The sequence below is a fragment of the Pseudomonas sp. 32A genome, from assembly GCF_052682255.1.
Genome location: NZ_JBQYLY010000001.1, coordinates 3556412 through 3573710 on the forward strand (window position 1 = coordinate 3556412; position 17299 = coordinate 3573710).

The following is a 17299-nucleotide window of genomic DNA, read 5'->3' on the forward strand; positions in this document are numbered from 1 at the left end:
GAGCAAGCCCGCTCCCACATTTGTTTTTGTGCAATCTTCAAGTCCGAGTCAGAAATTCAGACTCACCCCGACACTCACCCCTTGCTGGGTAAAGTTGTCATCCTTTCTCACGTTATAGGCCGCGTTCAACGCCAGGTCCTTGGTCACCTTGTGGGTAATCCCCAGGTTCAAGCGATCCGAATTGCTGCGTGGCGTGTAGCCGTCCAGTTTGAAATCAATCCCCGGCACGCTGTTGAGGGACATCCCCACTCGCTGGGTATCGTTTTCAAACTCGTGCTCGTGGGCCACTTCAGCAAACACCAAGGTTTGCGGCGTGAAGCGGTAGTTGGCTTGTAATCCGATTCCCAGGCGCTTGGAGTCGCGCTGTTGGTCATCAAAGGTCAGCGCGGTGGAGCGGGCATCTTTCTCCGAATAACCATTCACCTCGACCCGCGAATAATCGGCGCTGATGAAGGGCGAGAAGTGCCATTCGCTGTTCGGCTCGGCGATGTCATACCCCACGCGTGCGCTCAAGGCCCATAGCCAGCCGTCAGTGTCGCCTTTCTCGGTGCCTTCGCTGGTGCCCAGGGCGAACTTGCGCTTGAGGTTGTCGAAGTCCAGCTTGCCGCCGGTCAGCGCGGCGTCGGCCCACCAGTGGTCCTCTTGATACTGGGCGAACGCGGTGCCCAGGTAGCTATTGAGCTTGTAGTCCGAATCGCTGGCGCCGGCCTCAAGACTCTGGCGGTAGAAGCCTGCCGCCACTCCCACGCGCCATTCGTCATTGAGCCTGTAGCTGCCACCGATGTTGAGGTTGTAGCCGCTGCCGTCACCGCTGGCCGAGCTGTTTTGATCATCGAAGTCCAGATGCTGGCCGCCAGCGTCGACAATCGCCCGCCATTGGCCTACGGCCTGCCAGCTACCCGAGTCGGCTTGCCATTGGTTGCGCAATGAATCCTGATGGGCGCGCAAGGTACCTTGGGCCATTTCCGGAAGCAGGGTGATTTCCCAAGGGGCAGCCAGCAGCGAATACGCGTAGTCGGCGATCAAGACCTGGCCGGCCTCGGTCGGGTGGACCGTGTCGTTGTAGATCAGCTTGGTCGGGTCCGGGTTGGTACCGCCGACGCCATACACGGGGTTCCGGCAGGTGGTGCCGCTGAAGCAGGTCTGGTTGAGGTTCTGATTGGTGGCAAAGCCAAAGCGCCCGGGATCGGCGAAGGTTTCCTTGAGCAGCAACGGAATGTTCAGCGGGATGATCTGCGCATCGATTTGCGACAGGCGCTGCACCAGGGTCTGGTTGAACACGCCGGCCAACGCGCTGACCGTCCCTTGGAGCGGCGTGCCATTGACGGCAGGCGTCAGGCCCAGGTCCGGCAGCATCCACACCATGACATATCGGGCGCCAGCCTGTTGCAGAGCCTGGGCGCTGTCGGCCAGGCGACCGGCTGCGGCCGAGGCTTGGCCGGGGCTGAGGACCAGGCCGTCGAGGAAATCATTTCCGCCGCCGGAGAGAAAGTACAACGCGTTGGGGTCGGCTCGGCCGCCCGTGGATGTCAGGTATCCGGGGCGGGTACGCAACACCTGCCCGGTGTCGCTATCGGTGACGGTGGAGTTGCCGGTGATGGCATCGTAGATCTGCTGGGTGGTGTAGCCGCCGACGGCCCAGTTGTTACCGTCTGCCTGGCCTTGCGCGGCGCGCTGCGGCGAGGTGGATGCGTTCAGGTCGCCTGCCGCGACTCCCAGCTTGCCGCCCAATAACGTCGAGGAAATCAGCGAAGTGCTTTCGCCGCTGCCGTCGAAGTACTGCGGGCCGGTACGGTTGGTGAAGCGATAGGTTGAACCCGGTGCCCCAGGGTCGGCGAATGTCCCGGCATCGGCCAGGCTGTCGCCGAATACGATCATGGTCGAGTAGGGCGACGGCGCGGCGAACGCTTGGGAGCAAGCCAGGCTTAGCAGGCAGCCGACGAGTGGAGCGAAATAAGGGGTCTTGGTCATGAGTCCGTCCATGCTTTTGTTTTTTTATCAGCACTGTGACTGTAGCGACCTTTCAAGGGTTCTGAAAAAATTGACGCCAATTATCGGTCGGGCACTTCGCCCCGTATTTGCGGCGCCATATTGCACCGCTGGCGAGGCTACGTTACTGTGCTTGGACGTATGAATGAGACCCTCCCCGTGTTGATCATCAGCAAACTCTTGATGCGAGTAGTCAAGGCACACGCCCGTTGGCGTTGGCGCGCCTAACTTTTCTCTACCGGCCCCGCCGGACCTGTACCGATTTGCCTTCTTCACCCTTTGTTCGACGCCCCTTGCCGGCCAACCCCGGCAACCGGAAAGTGCGTCTGGCAGCGGGTCACTCCCTTGGAAGGCCGTCATTAGAAGTCAGTGAATTCAAGAGGTTTTAACCCACATGTTGCTGATGATTGATAACTACGACTCCTTTACCTACAACGTTGTGCAGTACCTGGGCGAGCTCGGCGCCGAGGTCAAGGTAGTGCGCAACGACGAATTGAGCGTGGCGCAAATCGCCGCGTTGAACCCTGAACGCATCGTTGTTTCCCCAGGCCCGTGCACGCCGACCGAAGCCGGCATCTCCCTCGAAGCCATCCAATATTTCGCCGGCAAGCTGCCGATCCTGGGTGTTTGCCTGGGCCATCAGTCCATCGGCCAGGCGTTCGGCGGCGACGTAGTTCGCGCCCGCCAGGTGATGCACGGCAAGACCAGCCCGGTGTTCCACAAGGACCAGGGTGTATTCCACGGTTTGAACCTGCCGGTGACGGTCACCCGCTACCACTCGCTGGTGGTCAAGCGTGAAACCCTGCCCGAATGCCTTGAACTGACGGCCTGGACCCAACTGGAAGACGGCTCCGTCGACGAGATCATGGGCCTGCGTCACAAGACACTGAACGTCGAAGGGGTGCAATTTCACCCGGAATCGATTTTGACCGAGCAGGGCTACGAGCTGTTCGCTAACTTTCTCAAGCAGAGCGGCGGCACGCGCTAAGGACTTTTCATGGATATCAAGACTGCCCTGAGCCGTATCGTCGGCCATCTGGACCTGAGCACCGCTGAAATGAGCGATGTGATGCGCGAGATCATGACCGGTCAATGCACCGATGCGCAGATTGGCGCGTTCATGATGGCCATGCGCATGAAGAGCGAGAGCATCGATGAAATCGTCGGCGCCGTGTCGGTCATGCGTGAGCTGGCAGACAAGGTCGAACTCAAGACCCTCGACGGCGTGGTCGACGTGGTCGGCACCGGCGGCGACGGTGCGAACATTTTCAACGTGTCGACGGCTTCTTCCTTTGTAGTGGCGGCCGCCGGCTGCACCGTGGCCAAACACGGTAATCGCGCGGTGTCGGGTAAAAGCGGCAGTGCCGATTTGCTGGAGGCCGCAGGCATCTACCTGAACCTGACTCCGGTACAAGTGGCGCGTTGCATCGATAACGTCGGCATCGGCTTCATGTTTGCCCAGTCCCATCACGGCGCGATGAAGCACGCCGCCGGTCCGCGCAAGGATTTGGGCCTGCGCACCCTGTTCAACATGCTCGGCCCGCTTACGAATCCGGCCGGTGTGAAGCATCAGGTGGTGGGCGTGTTCAGCCAGGCGCTGTGCCGGCCATTGGCCGAAGTCTTGCAGCGCCTGGGCAGCAAGCATGTGCTGGTGGTGCACTCCAAGGACGGCCTGGACGAGTTCAGCCTGGCCGCACCGACCTTCGTGGCGGAGCTGAAGGACGACCAGGTCACCGAATATTGGGTCGAACCTGAAGACCTCGGCATGAAAAGCCAGAGCCTGCACGGCCTGGCGGTGGAAAGCCCGGCGGCCTCCCTTGAATTGATTCGCGATGCCCTGGGGCGTCGCAAGACCGAAAACGGCCAGAAAGCCGCAGAAATGATTGTGCTCAATGCCGGTGCGGCGCTGTATGCCGCGGATCACGCCTACAGTCTTAAAGAGGGTGTTGCCCTCGCTCATGATGCATTGCATACCGGGCTGGCGCGCGAAAAGCTCGAAGAACTGGGTGCGTTTACTGCGGTGTTCAAAGTGGAGAATGAAGGATGAGTGTTCCGACCGTTCTGGAGAAAATCCTGGCTCGCAAGGCAGAAGAAGTCGCTGAGCGCCGCGCCCGGGTCAGCCTGGCTGAGCTGGAAGGCCTGGCGAAAACCGCTGATGCACCGCGCGGGTTTGCCAATGCGCTGATCAAGCAGGCCAAGGAAAAGCAGCCGGCCGTTATCGCTGAAATCAAGAAGGCTTCGCCGAGTAAGGGCGTGATCCGCGAGATCTTCATCCCTGAAGACATTGCCAAGAGCTATGAAAAGGGCGGCGCGACGTGCCTCTCGGTGTTGACTGATATCGACTTCTTCCAGGGTTCCGACCTGTACTTGCAGCAAGCACGTGCCGCGTGCTCGCTGCCGGTGATCCGCAAGGACTTCATGGTCGACCCCTACCAGATCGTCGAAGCCCGTGCCTTGGGCGCCGATTGCGTGCTGTTGATCGTCTCCGCACTGGATGACGTGAAGATGGCCGAGCTGGCAGCCGTGGCCAAAAGTGTTGGCCTCGACGTGCTGGTGGAAGTGCACGACGGTGATGAACTGGAACGCGCGTTGAAAACCCTCGACACACCGTTGGTGGGCGTCAACAACCGCAACCTGCACACGTTTGAAGTCAGCCTGGAAAACACCCTCGACCTGTTGCCGCGTATCCCGCGTGACCGGTTGGTGATTACCGAAAGTGGCATCGTCAATCGTGCCGATGTCGAACTGATGGAAATCAGCGGCGTGTACTCGTTCCTCGTCGGCGAAACCTTCATGCGTGCCGAGAACCCGGGAGCTGAATTGCAGCGCCTGTTCTTCCCGGAGCGTGGCGTTGCTGTCAGCGGTTCGACCCTGGATTGATGATGACCCAGCCGGTGGCGATGACGGTCGAGGCAGGCCTTAAGGCCGAGCAGGATTTGCTCGCCGCTGTCTGTGCGGGTGAGCAACCGTTCGGCCTGTTGTTCTGGCAGCCCAGCGATCAAGCGTTGGTGATGCCTCGTCGTTTGAGCCGCCTTCCGGCATTCGAGACCGCCAGCCAGGTGTCGGCAGACGCCGGTTGGCCGGTGCTGCTGCGGGAAACAGGCGGTGAGCCGGTTCCACAGTCGGCAGCCACGGTCAATATCGCGCTGGTCTACGCGCCACCGCGCAGTGAAGGTGACCAGGGCCGCATCGAAACCGGCTACCAGCGTTTGTGCCAGCCGATTTGCGACCTGCTTATCGAGCTGGGTGGCAATGCTTCGGTGGGCGAGATTGACGGGGCCTTTTGCGACGGTCGCTACAACGTCAATCTGGATGGCCGCAAAATGGTCGGCACTGCCCAGCGCTGGCGCCAGAGTGGCGGGCGCCCGGTGGGGTTGGTGCATGGTGCGTTGTTGCTGGATGATGATCGCGTCGAGTTGATCGCCGCGGTCAATCGCTTCAATGAAGCGTGTGGCCTGGAACAACGGGTGCGCGCCGAAAGCCACATCGCCCTGCACGAAGCCTTTGCTGCGCCAGACGCGATTGCCCGGCTCGACACGTTATACCGCCAGATGCTTGCGAGCTTCCTCACGGTTTAACGGGTACCGAAGACCACCATGGTCTTGCCTTTGACATGCACCAGGTTGCGTTCTTCCAGGTCCTTCAGCACCCGGCCAACCATTTCCCTCGAGCAACCGACGATACGTCCGATCTCCTGACGGGTGATCTTGATCTGCATCCCGTCGGGATGGGTCATGGCATCCGGCTGCTTGCACAGTTCCAGCAGGCAGCGGGCAACCCGGCCGGTGACGTCGAAAAATGCCAGGTCGCCGACTTTGCGCGTGGTGTCTCTCAGGCGCTGGGCGATCTGGCCGCTCAAGGCGTACAGAATGTCGGGGTCCTGCTGGGCCAATTCGCGAAACTTCGCATAGCTGATCTCGGCGACTTCGCATTCGACCTTGGCCCGCACCCAGGCGCTGCGCTCCTGTTCCTTGCCCGCTTGCTCGAAAAGTCCGAGCTCGCCGAAGAAATCACCGGTATTGAGGTAGGCGATGATCATTTCGCGGCCATCGTCATCCTCGATCAGGATGGTGACTGAGCCTTTGATAATGAAAAACAGGGTTTCCGAACGCTCGCCCGCGCAGATGATGTTGTGCTTGGCCGGATGACGCCGGCGCTGACAATGCATCAGCAGTTTGTCGAGGTTCTTGATCTTGGGTGTGGGAGTAATCGCAACCATGGTTGTATCCCGAAAAGACTGCACGGTGTTGTTGAGCTTGTTTTTTTGGTCAGCGCGATCAACGGTTGGGTGATGTCATCCAATGGATGGCAATGCGCCATTGATTTGGCGCCAGCTTAACAGACACATTCCGGCTCCATTAGGGAATTTACCCCGTAATCGCTGCTGTTGATCACTTTCATGGGAAACGCTGAGGTCCCAAAGCCCTGTGCTAAGCTGGCGACCCTTTTTTAGCAGTGGAGTCTGGGCGATGAAGGCACGCATCCAATGGGCGGGCGAAGCCATGTTCCTCGGTGAGTCGGGCAGTGGCCATGTTGTGGTCATGGACGGTCCGCCTGAGGCCGGTGGCCGCAACCTGGGCGTACGCCCGATGGAAATGCTCCTGCTTGGTGTAGGCGGTTGCAGCAATTTCGATGTGGTCAGCATCTTGAAGAAGTCCCGCCAGGCCGTGGAAAGCTGCGAAGCGTTCCTGGAAGCTGAGCGTGCGACCGAAGACCCGAAAGTGTTTACCAAGATCCACATGCACTTTGTCGTCAAGGGCCGGGCGCTGAAAGAAGCCCAGGTCAAGCGTGCCATTGAGCTGTCGGCTGAGAAGTATTGCTCGGCCTCGATCATGTTGGGCGCTGCGGGTGTTGCCATCACTCATGACTACGAGATCATTGAGCTGGGCTGATCGTTGATTGGCAGGCAAAAAGAAAGGGCGCTTAAAAAGCGCCCTTTTTGCGTTATGCGGGACTGTCAGATGCGGTAAGTGCTCTTGGTCATGACCTTGGCCAACAGGCTCATGCCAAACTTCACTGGAGCCGGGAAGCGGAAGCCGCCCGCGTCCAGCGCGCTTTCGGCGTGATGTTCTTCATCAATGCGCATCTGCTCAAGAATCGCCCGGGACTTTTCGTCTTCAGCCGGCAGTTGTTCAAGGTGTTCATTGAGGTGCTTGCACACCTGATGCTCGGTGGCCGCTACAAAACCCAGGCTGACTTTGTCGCTGATCAAGCCCGCTACCGCGCCGATACCAAACGATAAGCCGTAGAACAGCGGATTCAGCACGCTTGGATGGCTGTTCAACTGTCGGATGCGTTGCTCGCACCAGGCCAGGTGGTCGATTTCTTCTTCGGCAGCGTGTTCCATGGCGGCGCGCACTTGCGGCAGCTTGGCGGTCAGGGCCTGGCCTTGGTACAACGCCTGGGCACAGACTTCACCGGTATGGTTGATGCGCATCAGGCCGGCTACGTGGCGGGTGTCGGTCTCGCTCATCTGTGCTTCGGGTTGCACGATGGCGGGCGACGGACGGTGCGGTTGGCCACTGAATGGCAACAGCGTGCGCATGGCCGTGTCGGCTTGCAGCAACAGGCGATCAATCGGCGAGTAGTGACGTTGGGTAGTCATGCTGACCTCCGGGAAGAATCTCGGCGGCCAGTTTACCGCAAGAGAGGGGGAAGCGTTTGCGCTGGGTCAAATTGCATGTGTGGCGAGGGAGCTTGCTCCCGCTGGAGTGCGCAGCGCTCTCGTTTTTGGGGCTGCTACGCAGCCCAGCGGGAGCAAGCTCCCTCGCCACAGGTAGTGCTCAGCCCGGCGGCCAGTTCATCTGGCGCTGACCCAGCACATGCATATGGATGTGATAAACGGTCTGCCCGCCGTCTTCATTGCAGTTCATCACCACACGGAAGCCCTTTTCGCAGCCTTGCTCCACCGCCAGGCGCTGGGCGGTGAACAGGATATGCCCGGCCAGTGCCTTGTCTTCCTCGGTGAGGTCGTTAAGGGTGCGGATCGGCTTTTTCGGGATCACCAGGAAATGCACCGGGGCCATTGGCGCGATGTCGTGGAATGCCAGGACCTGGTCATCCTCGTAGATGATCTTCGCGGGTATTTCTCTGTTGATGATCTTGGTGAACAGAGTATCCACAGCTGTTTCTCCATTGTGAAAGTGCAGGGTGAGTGTACTCACGCGATCAGCGCGGGCAATAGGCCTTGTTGATCGCGCCGGCGATTTTGCGGGTCAGCCAGCGCGGGCTCAGGCGCGGGCTGAACGCCAGCCAGCGGTTGCGCCGGCCCGGAATGATGATGGCTTTGTTCTTGGCCAGGGCGCGCACGGTGTACAGCGCGACTTCTTCCGGGCTCATCAGCTGTTGGCTGCGGTCGAGCTTGGCGGTGTCCATTTGTGCGGTGCCGAAGAATGCGGTGCGGGTCGGGCCTGGGCAGAGTACGGAAACCTTGATGCCGCAGGTCTTCAGTTCCTCGCGCAAGCCTTCGGAGAAGTGCAGCACGTAGGCCTTGCTGGCGTAGTACGTGCTCATCCACGGCCCTGGCTGGAAGGCGGCAACCGACGCGACGTTGAGAATCTGCCCACCGCCGTGCAGGGCCATGGCATTGCCGAGTGCATGGCACATGCGGGTCAGGGCCAGGATGTTGACTTCCATCAGGTCCTGTTCGGTCATCCAGTCCTGTGCCAGGAACGGGCCGCTGGTGCCGATGCCGGCGCAGTTGACCAGCAGGTCGATTTGCCGCTCGCCTTCCTCGAGCTCCAGCAGGAACCCCGACAGTCGCAAGGGTTCACCGAGGTCGCAGGCGCGGAACAGCACCTCGACGCCGAAGCGCTGAGTCAATTCGATTGCAATGCTTTCCAACTGATCACGCTGGCGGGCCACCAGAATCAAGCTGCGGCCGCGACGGGCCAGTGCTTCGGCCAAGGCCAGGCCGATGCCGCTGGAGGCACCGGTGATCAGAGCGTAACGGGTCATGCGTTTCTCCATCGCAACGCTACCGGGCCTGTGACAGAGGCGTCACAGGCGTCGGGCGTTTTTCACTGTTGCGTAGAGTCTACAGGTTCGGCTGCGTCGTCAGCACTTTGCACATCGACTTCATCGACGGTGGTGGCCTGGTCGCTGTCGTCATCGGAGTTGATGGAGCTGCTTTCGTAGCTGCCGCCTACGTCGCTTTCCAGTTGGTCCAGGTAGCCGCTCATGCCCACTAGCACTGCGCCGGCAAAGACCAACGGAATGAATGCAAGCCACAGGGCGGACAGGATTTTGACCGCGGTAGAGTTGCGCGGTGGCGGCGCGCCGTACTGGTTGGCGCCGGTATTGCCCGGGAGCACCATCAGCAGAATCGGGAAGATGCTGCCTACGAAGGGCACCAGGTGCAGGAACCACAGCCAGCCGGACCAGCCCAGGTCATGCAGGCGCTGCACGGTGATCTGCACGCTGACCCACACAGCGGCCACGAGCAGGGCAATCCCCACCAGGAAGCCAATGACCATGGCAATCGTTGGGGACACCGCGGCGATGCCCAGCCCGACAGTGAAGAACGCGCCTGAGATAAGGAGCATCACCACGCTCAACACCAGTGTCCACGCCAGGAAGCGCAGGCGTCCGATACGGCCGTTGACGGTGAACACTTTAAGGGTGGAAAACTCCGGCAGGTTCTCGCCGACGGCTGCCCGGGGCGGGGCGTAAGGCGAAGCGGCGGGGCGGGTGTAATCAGTGGAACTGCCGGCGTCCGTTTCGTGGGTTTCGGCAAGGCTGAAGGCGACAGGCTGCTCTTCTTCTATGCGTGCATCGACCCCGGCGTTTTTCAACGCTTGCAGATAGGTCTCGGCATCGGCGCGGGAAAGGTCGCGTTTCAGGGCGACCGGGCGGCCGGTAAAGAGTTTTTCGATCGCTTCAACGTCGCTTTTGAACAGTTCGGCGAGATTCAGCTTGGCGGTGGTGCTTTCGACACCCGGGAGCAATGCGCCATCAAACACAATCTTGAAACGGTTGTCGCTCATGCGGGCATCCTTGTCACTTGAATGGGGGAAGCCTGCTTTGATCAGCAGGCGTTACATCGCGGGTCAGCGTGGCCAGCGTGCCGGCAGTTGTGCCGCGTGCTCAAGCGCCTTGCGGTATTCGGCATCCAGGCGGGCCACGAGTTCATCGACGCTTGGCAAATCATCAATCTCACCGACGCCCTGGCCGGCGGACCAGACGGTCTTCCAGGCTTTGGCTTCGTCGTTGAGCGGCTTGAGCTTGGAGCCGAAATTGACTTCGCCCTTACCTTGCAGCGCGGCCAGATCGAAACCGGCGTTTTCCAGGCTCTGGCGCATGAAGCTTGCGGGTACACCGGAGACGGCTGGAGTGTGCACGATGTCGGCGGCGCGCGATGTGAGCAGCATCTCTTTATAAGCATCCGGGGCGTGGCTTTCGGTGGTGCCGATAAAGCGGGTGCCAAAATAGGCCAGGTCAGCGCCGAGCAGTTGCGCGGCGAGGATTTCGTGGCCGTGGTTCAGGCAACCGGCGAGCAGCAGGGTTTTGTCGAAGAACTGACGGATCTCTGCGATCAGCGAGAACGGGCTCCAGGTGCCGGCATGGCCACCGGCGCCCGCCGCAACGGCGATCAGGCCGTCGACGCCCGCTTCAGCGGCTTTCTCTGCATGGCGCCGGGTGGTGACATCGTGGAATACCAGGCCACCGTAGCTGTGTACGGCGTCCACCAATTCTTTCACCGCGCCCAGGCTGGTGATGACGATCGGCACTTTGTGCTCGACGCAGATCGCCAGGTCAGCTTCCACACGTGGGTTGCTGTTGTGCACGATCAGGTTGACCGCATAGGGCGCCGGGTTGTCCAGCAGCGCCAGGCCCGCTTCGATCTCTTCCAGCCAGGCCTTGAAACCGCTGCTTTCCCGTTGGTTGAGGGCAGGGAAACTGCCGACGATTCCGTTACGGCAGCAGGCCAGGACCAGTTGCGGGTTGGAAATAAGAAACATCGGCGCAGCCACTACAGGCAGGCGCAGACTGTGTTCGAGCGAAGCGGGCAGCGACATTGGAAGTACCCCGAGTAATAGAGATTAGAACGGTTTGACCACGACCAAAATTACGATAGCCAGCAATATCAGAACTGGCACTTCATTGAACCAGCGATAAAAGACATGGCTGCGGGTGTTTTCGCCACGGGCAAAACGCTTTACCTGCGCGCCGCACATGTGGTGGTAGCCAATCAGCAGTACTACCAGAGTCAACTTGGCGTGAATCCACGCCCCGGATTGAAAGATGGCGGGATTGAGGTAGATCAGCCAGGCGCCGAATACCAGGCTGGCAATCATCGCCGGCCCCATGATGCCGCGGTAGAGCTTGCGCTCCATGACGCTGAAGCGTTCCTTGCTGACGGTGTCCTCGCTTTGGGCGTGGTAGACGAACAGGCGCGGAAGGTAGAACAGCGCGGCAAACCAGCAGACGATGCTGACGATATGGAAGGCTTTGACCCATAGATAAAGCATTTTTAGTTATTCCCAGGTTCACGGTAGCTGAAGATAGTAGTGGCTCAAGCGTCTACACGTCACGTTGACGGTTGTCGCAGGACGATACGGACCCTATTATCGACGGCTTTCCAGTGGGTTCGTTGAGGGCAGGTTTATGGTCAAGGTCGGTATCGTCGGCGGCACGGGTTACACCGGTGTCGAATTGCTGCGTCTGTTGGCTCAGCATCCGCAAGCTGAGGTGGTGGTGATCACTTCCCGATCCGAGGCCGGCCTGGCGGTGGCGGACATGTATCCGAACCTGCGAGGCCACTACGACGGCTTGGCGTTCAGCGTGCCGGATATCAACACCCTGGGTGCCTGTGATGTGGTGTTCTTCGCCACGCCCCACGGTGTTGCCCATGCCCTGGCGGGCGAGTTGCTGGCAGCGGGCACCAAGGTGATCGATTTGTCGGCCGACTTCCGCCTGCAGGACGCCGATGAGTGGGCCAAGTGGTACGGCCAGCCTCACGGCGCGCCGGAGTTGCTGGACGAAGCGGTGTATGGCCTGCCGGAGGTCAATCGCGAGCAGATCAAACAAGCGCGCCTGATCGCCGTACCGGGTTGCTATCCAACTGCTACACAGCTGGGTTTCCTGCCATTGCTGGAAGCCGGGCTGGCGGACGCATCGCGGCTGATTGCTGACTGCAAGTCGGGCGTCAGCGGCGCGGGTCGTGGGGCAGCCGTAGGCTCGCTGTACTCCGAGACGTCGGAAAGCATGAAAGCCTATGCGGTCAAAGGTCACCGTCACTTGCCGGAAATTCGCCAGGGGCTGCGTCGCGCAGCAGGTAAAGATGTCGGCCTGACGTTTGTGCCGCACCTGACGCCGATGATCCGCGGGATCCACTCCACGCTGTATGCGACAGTCGTTGATCGTTCGGTGGACCTGCAGGCGCTGTTTGAAAAACGTTATGCCAATGAGCCGTTCGTCGATGTGATGCCGGCGGGCAGCCACCCGGAAACCCGCAGTGTGCGTGGTGCCAATGTGTGCCGTATCGCGGTGCACCGTCCACAGGATGGTGATCTGGTGGTGGTGCTGTCGGTGATCGATAACCTGGTCAAGGGTGCCTCGGGCCAGGCTGTGCAGAACATGAACATCCTGTTTGGCCTGGATGAGAAGCTGGGCCTGTCCCACGCGGGCATGCTGCCGTAAGTTTTCTGCTGTCGCGCAAAGGCCCGTTGATCGGGCCTTTCGTGTTTTTAATGGCCGCTGCGCAGATTGATATACCGTAACAATAGTTGACCGCTTTTCTAGGAGAAGCGGATAATGCCCGCCATCACGCATATGGCGGCGCTACGCCGGGAGATTATCAGCATGAGCGTTGAATCCTTCACCCCCACGGCTTTGCAATTCACCCACGGTGCTGCGCACAAGGTGAAGAGCCTGGTCGATGAAGAGGGTAATGATCGCTTGAAGCTGCGCGTATTTGTTACGGGCGGCGGTTGTTCAGGGTTTCAGTACGGTTTCACCTTCGATGAAGACGTGGCCGATGACGACACCATCGTTGAGCGCGAGGGCGTAAGCCTGGTCGTCGATCCAATGAGCTTCCAGTACCTGGCAGGAGCCGAGGTGGACTATCAGGAAGGTCTGGAAGGTTCGCGCTTCGTGATCAAGAACCCGAATGCCACTACTACTTGTGGTTGCGGGTCTTCGTTCTCGATCTGATCGACAGCGGATGTAAAAACGCCGCTTGGCCTTGATAGGGTCAAGCGGCGTTTTGCTATGTGGGGCTTTTAGGCGGGGTAGATCGCGCCGAGTACGCGAAGGCCGCGGGCGCCGGTGACGCTGGGGCGGTTGGCGGCGATGCCTTCAAGGCAGCAATGGGCCAGCCAGGCGAAGGCCATGGCTTCGACCCAGTCGGGGTCCACGCCGTAAGTGGCGGTGCTGCTGACTTGGGTGGCTGGTAGCAGTGCGCCGAGGCGGTTCATCAAGGTTGCGTTGTGGGCACCGCCGCCGCAGACCAGCAGGGTTTCGGTCTGTGGTTGTGCGGTTTGCAGGGATTCGACGATGGTCAGGGCGGTCAGCTCAAGCAGCGTGGCTTGCACGTCTTGGGCTGCGAATGGCGGTAACTGCCCCAGGTGATGCTCGAGCCATTCCAGGTTGAATACTTCGCGGCCGGTGCTTTTTGGCCCTTTGGTCACGAAGAACGGATCGCTGAGTAACGCCTTGAGTAGCTGGGGTTCAACTTTCCCGCTGGCAGCCCACTGGCCATCGCGGTCGAAGTTCTCGCCGCGTTGCTGGTGAATCCAGGCATCCAGCAGGACGTTACCCGGGCCGCAGTCAAAGCCAGCGACCGGCTTGCCAGTCTCGATCAAGCTGAGGTTGCTGAAGCCGCCAACGTTCAATACGGCGCGGTTGCTCGTGCGCTCGCCAAACAACGCCTCATGGAAGGCAGGAACCAGCGGGGCGCCTTGTCCACCTGCGGCGACATCGCGGCTGCGGAAATCACTGACGACGGTGATTCCGGTCAATTCGGTGAGCAGCGCCGGGTTGCCGATCTGCACGGTAAAGCCCCGGGCAGGCTCGTGGCGAATGGTTTGGCCGTGGCTGCCGATCGCTCGAATGTCCTGAGGTTTGAGTTTCTGCTGATCGAGTAGGGCGTGAATGCCTTGGGCGGCAAGTGTCACCCAGTTGTGCTGGGCGATCGCTGAGCGGGCAATCTCGTCCGGGCCGCTGGCGCAAAGGCCAAGCAGCTCGGAACGCAGGGACTCAGGCATGGGGATGTAGTGGGTGGCGATCAGCTTGATCGCCGGCTGCAGCTCGATCAGCGCGATGTCCAGGCCATCAAGGCTGGTCCCGGACATCACACCTATATAGAGCGACATGGCTTAGCGTTTCGCCGAGGCCAGGAGGGTGGAGCGCTCCTGGTCCATGCGGGCCATGAGTGGCTGGCTCTGCTGCAGGAAGCGTGCGCGCTCGGCCTTGGCGATTGGATCAGCCATTGGCAGCTTTTGACCCAGTGGGTCGACGTGCACACCGTTGACCTGGAACTCGTAGTGCAGGTGCGGGCCGGTGGACAGGCCGGTGGTGCCGATATAGCCAATCACCTGGCCTTGCTTGACGTTGCCGCCAGTCTGGATGCCTTTGGCAAAACCTTGCATGTGACCATACAGGGTACGGTAGGTGTTGCCGTGCTGGATGATCACGGTGTTGCCGTAGCCGCCACGGCGACCTGCCAGCAATACCTTGCCGTCACCAGCAGCCTTGATCGGCGTGCCGCGTGGGGCGGCGTAGTCGACGCCTTTGTGAGCGCGAATTTTGTTCAGAATTGGATGCTTGCGACCCATCGAGAAACGCGAGCTAATACGAGCGAAGTCAACCGGAGTACGGATGAAAGCCTTGCGCATGCTGTTGCCGTCGGCGGTGTAGTAGCTGCTGTTGCCTTGTTTGTTGGTGTAGCGCACGGCGGTGTAGGTCTTGCCACGGTTGGTGAACCGCGCAGAAAGGATATTGCCGGTGCCGACGACCTTGCCGTTGGCGACCTTTTGCTCGTAGATCACGTCGAATTCGTCGCCCTGGCGAATGTCCTGGGCGAAGTCGATGTCGTAGCCAAACACGCTGGCCATGTCCATGGTCATGCTGTGGGACAAGCCGGCGCGAGCGGCGGATTGCGACAACGAGCTGTTGATCACGCCGTGTACATAGGCGGAGCGCATCACTGGCTTGGTGGTGATGCGATTGAATGCAAAGCCTTTGGCGCCTTTGGTCAGCGTGATGCTTTCCAGGTCGTTGATATTGCTGTGCAGGTTGTTCAGTTGGCCATCGGGCGCCAATTCGAATTCGAGCTTCTGGCCATGTTTGAGCTGGGTGAACTGCTTGGCCTGCTTGTCGCTTGCCAGCACATCGTTGACCGTCGCGGCTGGGAGGCCGACCTTTTCGAACAGGGTCGAAAGAGTGTCGCCCTTGGCAACAATGACTTCGCGGTGTAGCGGATTCTTGGGTGCTTCTACGGCAGGCTCGACCTTTGCGGTCTCTTTAGTGTCTTCAGCGCTGTCTTCGATCTGGGCAAACGGCGATTCTGCTGCGCCATTTGTGGCTTGCAGTGCGTCGGAAGCGTCTTGATCTTGTGTCAGTTGCTCAACCGGACTTTCCAGGTCAAGGCTCAGTGTCGTTCGTTTGGCTTCTACATCGCTGGAAGGAAATACCAGGAGTGCCAAGCTCAGAAGGGCGGCGATCCCACTTGCGGCGAGCAGGTGGGTCTTCGGGTAAAGCGGCGGCGCTTTAGACGGTTCTGTGGTCATAAGTAATTTTGACTTTGAAAAGATGAATTGGAAAAGATGAATGACATGATGAAGATGAAATAACTGTATAAAATATAACCAAATCATCTGTGGTGCAAGCTTGCGAACGCTGGGCTTGCTGAACGGTGTCCGTGCGCAGGGCAAAACTTGTAATTAGTCCCTGATCTTGTATGGTTGGTTCCCTTTTGAATCTGAGCCTTGCGGGTCTGTTATGAAGTCGGTTGAAGAGCAGCTAGCGCTGATCAAACGTGGTGCGGAAGAACTGTTGGTCGAAGCTGAGCTGATCGAAAAGCTCAAGCGTGGCCAGCCCCTGCGTATTAAGGCCGGCTTTGATCCGACAGCGCCGGATCTGCACCTTGGGCATACAGTGCTTATTAATAAGCTGCGCCAGTTCCAAGAGCTGGGGCATCAGGTGATCTTCCTTATAGGTGACTTCACTGGGATGATCGGCGATCCGAGCGGCAAGAGCGCTACGCGTCCGCCGCTGACCCGTGAGCAGGTTCTCGATAATGCCGAGACCTACAAAACCCAAGTCTTCAAGATTCTCGATCCGGCCAAGACCGAGGTGGCATTCAACTCCACCTGGATGGATCAGATGGGGCCGGCGGACTTCATTCGTCTCACGTCCCAATACACCGTTGCTCGCATGCTCGAGCGCGATGACTTCGATAAGCGCTACTCCACCAATCAGCCGATCGCGATCCATGAGTTCCTGTACCCGTTGGTTCAAGGGTATGACTCGGTAGCGTTGCGTGCCGATGTCGAGTTGGGCGGTACCGATCAGAAGTTCAACCTGCTGATGGGGCGTGAGCTGCAGCGTGCGTATGGGCAAGAGACTCAGTGCATTCTGACCATGCCTTTGCTGGAGGGGTTGGATGGCGTCAAGAAGATGTCCAAGTCCTTGGGTAACTACGTTGGTATCCAGGAAGCGCCGGGTGTGATGTATGGCAAGCTGGTTTCGATTCCCGATGCGCTGATGTGGCGTTACTTTGAGCTGCTGAGCTTCCGCTCGATGGATGAGATCAATGCATTGCGTGCTGAAGTGGAAGCTGGTGCGAATCCGCGGGATGTGAAGATCAAGCTGGCGGAAGAGATTGTTGCGCGCTTCCACGGCGAAGAGGCTGCTGCCAGCGCTCACCGTGCTGCGGGTAACCGTATGAAGGATGGCGAGCTGCCGGATGATCTGCCTGAGGTTGAATTGACTGCTGCCGAGGCAATGCCGATTGCTGCTGTCCTTAATAAGGCGGGCCTGGTGAAGAACTCGGCAGTGGCGCGCGACCTTCTGGGTTCTGGCGGTGTGCGTATAGATGGTGAGGTTGTTGATCGCACCTTTATATACGAGCTGGGCGCGACCCACGTTTGCCAGGCCGGCAAGAAGGCATTTGCGCGTATTACGCTTAAATCCGAATAACCTGAAATTAACTGTTGACGGCGATTTATATCTGTCTATAATTCGCCCCACTTCCGGCGCAGTCGAAACGGAAAACTCCTTGGTAAACAACGAGTTATGTAGGTTTCGACAACGAGCTGCTTCAGATCATCGAAGCCCAGAAGGAGTTAGTAAGGCAGTGTTGTCTGGC

At 59.5% G+C, this 17299-nt stretch carries 18 protein-coding genes; 8 read left to right on the forward strand and 10 right to left on the reverse strand.

What is annotated here, in order from left to right; genetic code table 11:
• Nucleotides 1-48: 48 nt before the first annotated feature.
• The gene (gene estP / locus ACUN0G_RS16190; RefSeq protein WP_445573826.1) at nucleotides 49-1971 is read right to left on the reverse strand and encodes an esterase EstP; all 1923 of its coding nucleotides are present in this window, start codon (nucleotides 1969-1971) and stop codon (nucleotides 49-51) included.
• A gap of 412 nt (nucleotides 1972-2383) precedes the next feature.
• Between estP and ACUN0G_RS16195 the strand changes: the two genes are divergently transcribed.
• From ACUN0G_RS16195 to ACUN0G_RS16210, 4 genes are read left to right on the forward strand one after another with little or no spacing between them, the layout of a single operon-like run.
• Nucleotides 2384-2977, forward strand: coding sequence for an aminodeoxychorismate/anthranilate synthase component II (locus ACUN0G_RS16195; protein ID WP_258342441.1), 594 nt, complete (start codon nucleotides 2384-2386; stop codon nucleotides 2975-2977).
• Between the two features lie 9 nt (nucleotides 2978-2986).
• A complete protein-coding gene (trpD, locus tag ACUN0G_RS16200) occupies nucleotides 2987-4036 on the forward strand; it encodes an anthranilate phosphoribosyltransferase (RefSeq protein ID WP_017476335.1) in 1050 nt (349 codons plus the stop codon).
• A complete protein-coding gene (gene trpC / locus ACUN0G_RS16205) occupies nucleotides 4033-4869 on the forward strand; it encodes an indole-3-glycerol phosphate synthase TrpC (protein WP_063026793.1) in 837 nt (278 codons plus the stop codon). Before trpD ends, trpC begins: the two co-directional genes overlap by 4 nt.
• 2 nt (nucleotides 4870-4871) lie before the next feature.
• Nucleotides 4872-5567: a lipoate--protein ligase family protein gene (locus ACUN0G_RS16210; protein WP_177008793.1), complete on the forward strand. Its 696-nt coding sequence runs from the start codon at nucleotides 4872-4874 to the stop codon at nucleotides 5565-5567.
• On the opposite strand, the gene crp is transcribed toward ACUN0G_RS16210, so the two are convergent.
• Complete coding sequence (gene crp / locus ACUN0G_RS16215; RefSeq protein ID WP_017476332.1) at nucleotides 5564-6208, reverse strand: cAMP-activated global transcriptional regulator CRP; 645 nt, start codon at nucleotides 6206-6208, stop codon at nucleotides 5564-5566. The two genes, ACUN0G_RS16210 and crp, sit on opposite strands and share 4 nt — an antisense overlap.
• A gap of 250 nt (nucleotides 6209-6458) precedes the next feature.
• On the opposite strand from crp, the gene ACUN0G_RS16220 reads away from it, so the two are divergent.
• Nucleotides 6459-6881, forward strand: coding sequence for an OsmC family protein (locus tag ACUN0G_RS16220; RefSeq protein WP_005792019.1), 423 nt, complete (start codon nucleotides 6459-6461; stop codon nucleotides 6879-6881).
• A gap of 65 nt (nucleotides 6882-6946) precedes the next feature.
• Here ACUN0G_RS16220 and coq7 read toward each other — a convergent pair whose 3' ends face one another.
• The 6 genes from coq7 to hemJ all read right to left on the reverse strand — a co-directional run bounded on the left by coq7 (nucleotide 6947) and on the right by hemJ (nucleotide 11459).
• Nucleotides 6947-7594, reverse strand: coding sequence for a 2-polyprenyl-3-methyl-6-methoxy-1,4-benzoquinone monooxygenase (gene coq7, locus ACUN0G_RS16225; protein ID WP_076017915.1), 648 nt, complete (start codon nucleotides 7592-7594; stop codon nucleotides 6947-6949).
• Between the two features lie 178 nt (nucleotides 7595-7772).
• Nucleotides 7773-8111: a histidine triad nucleotide-binding protein gene (locus ACUN0G_RS16230; RefSeq protein ID WP_003210943.1), complete on the reverse strand. Its 339-nt coding sequence runs from the start codon at nucleotides 8109-8111 to the stop codon at nucleotides 7773-7775.
• A gap of 46 nt (nucleotides 8112-8157) precedes the next feature.
• A complete protein-coding gene (locus tag ACUN0G_RS16235; RefSeq protein WP_010167219.1) occupies nucleotides 8158-8946 on the reverse strand; it encodes an SDR family NAD(P)-dependent oxidoreductase in 789 nt (262 codons plus the stop codon).
• 62 nt (nucleotides 8947-9008) lie between these two features.
• Nucleotides 9009-9974 (reverse strand): DUF805 domain-containing protein, encoded by a 966-nt coding sequence (locus ACUN0G_RS16240; protein WP_017476330.1) that lies wholly within the window; start codon nucleotides 9972-9974, stop codon nucleotides 9009-9011.
• 63 nt (nucleotides 9975-10037) lie between these two features.
• Nucleotides 10038-11006: an NAD(P)H-dependent flavin oxidoreductase gene (locus ACUN0G_RS16245; RefSeq protein ID WP_076017917.1), complete on the reverse strand. Its 969-nt coding sequence runs from the start codon at nucleotides 11004-11006 to the stop codon at nucleotides 10038-10040.
• Between the two features lie 24 nt (nucleotides 11007-11030).
• Nucleotides 11031-11459, reverse strand: coding sequence for a protoporphyrinogen oxidase HemJ (gene hemJ / locus ACUN0G_RS16250; protein ID WP_069551961.1), 429 nt, complete (start codon nucleotides 11457-11459; stop codon nucleotides 11031-11033).
• Between the two features lie 136 nt (nucleotides 11460-11595).
• Between hemJ and argC the strand changes: the two genes are divergently transcribed.
• Both argC and erpA read left to right on the forward strand, forming a co-directional pair.
• Nucleotides 11596-12630: an N-acetyl-gamma-glutamyl-phosphate reductase gene (gene argC, locus ACUN0G_RS16255; RefSeq protein ID WP_445573827.1), complete on the forward strand. Its 1035-nt coding sequence runs from the start codon at nucleotides 11596-11598 to the stop codon at nucleotides 12628-12630.
• 162 nt (nucleotides 12631-12792) lie between these two features.
• Complete coding sequence (gene erpA, locus ACUN0G_RS16260; protein ID WP_003176443.1) at nucleotides 12793-13143, forward strand: iron-sulfur cluster insertion protein ErpA; 351 nt, start codon at nucleotides 12793-12795, stop codon at nucleotides 13141-13143.
• Nucleotides 13144-13211: 68 nt separating this feature from the next.
• Here erpA and ACUN0G_RS16265 read toward each other — a convergent pair whose 3' ends face one another.
• Together ACUN0G_RS16265 and ACUN0G_RS16270 are read right to left on the reverse strand one after the other, a co-directional pair.
• A complete protein-coding gene (locus tag ACUN0G_RS16265) occupies nucleotides 13212-14303 on the reverse strand; it encodes an anhydro-N-acetylmuramic acid kinase (RefSeq protein ID WP_445573828.1) in 1092 nt (363 codons plus the stop codon).
• Nucleotides 14304-14306: 3 nt separating this feature from the next.
• Nucleotides 14307-15719: a peptidoglycan DD-metalloendopeptidase family protein gene (locus ACUN0G_RS16270; protein WP_421525972.1), complete on the reverse strand. Its 1413-nt coding sequence runs from the start codon at nucleotides 15717-15719 to the stop codon at nucleotides 14307-14309.
• Nucleotides 15720-15930: 211 nt separating this feature from the next.
• Here ACUN0G_RS16270 and tyrS point away from each other — a divergent pair, with 211 nt between their 5' ends.
• Nucleotides 15931-17130, forward strand: a complete 1200-nt coding sequence (gene tyrS, locus ACUN0G_RS16275; RefSeq protein ID WP_445573829.1) for a tyrosine--tRNA ligase — start codon at nucleotides 15931-15933, stop codon at nucleotides 17128-17130.
• Nucleotides 17131-17299: the final 169 nt, after the last annotated feature.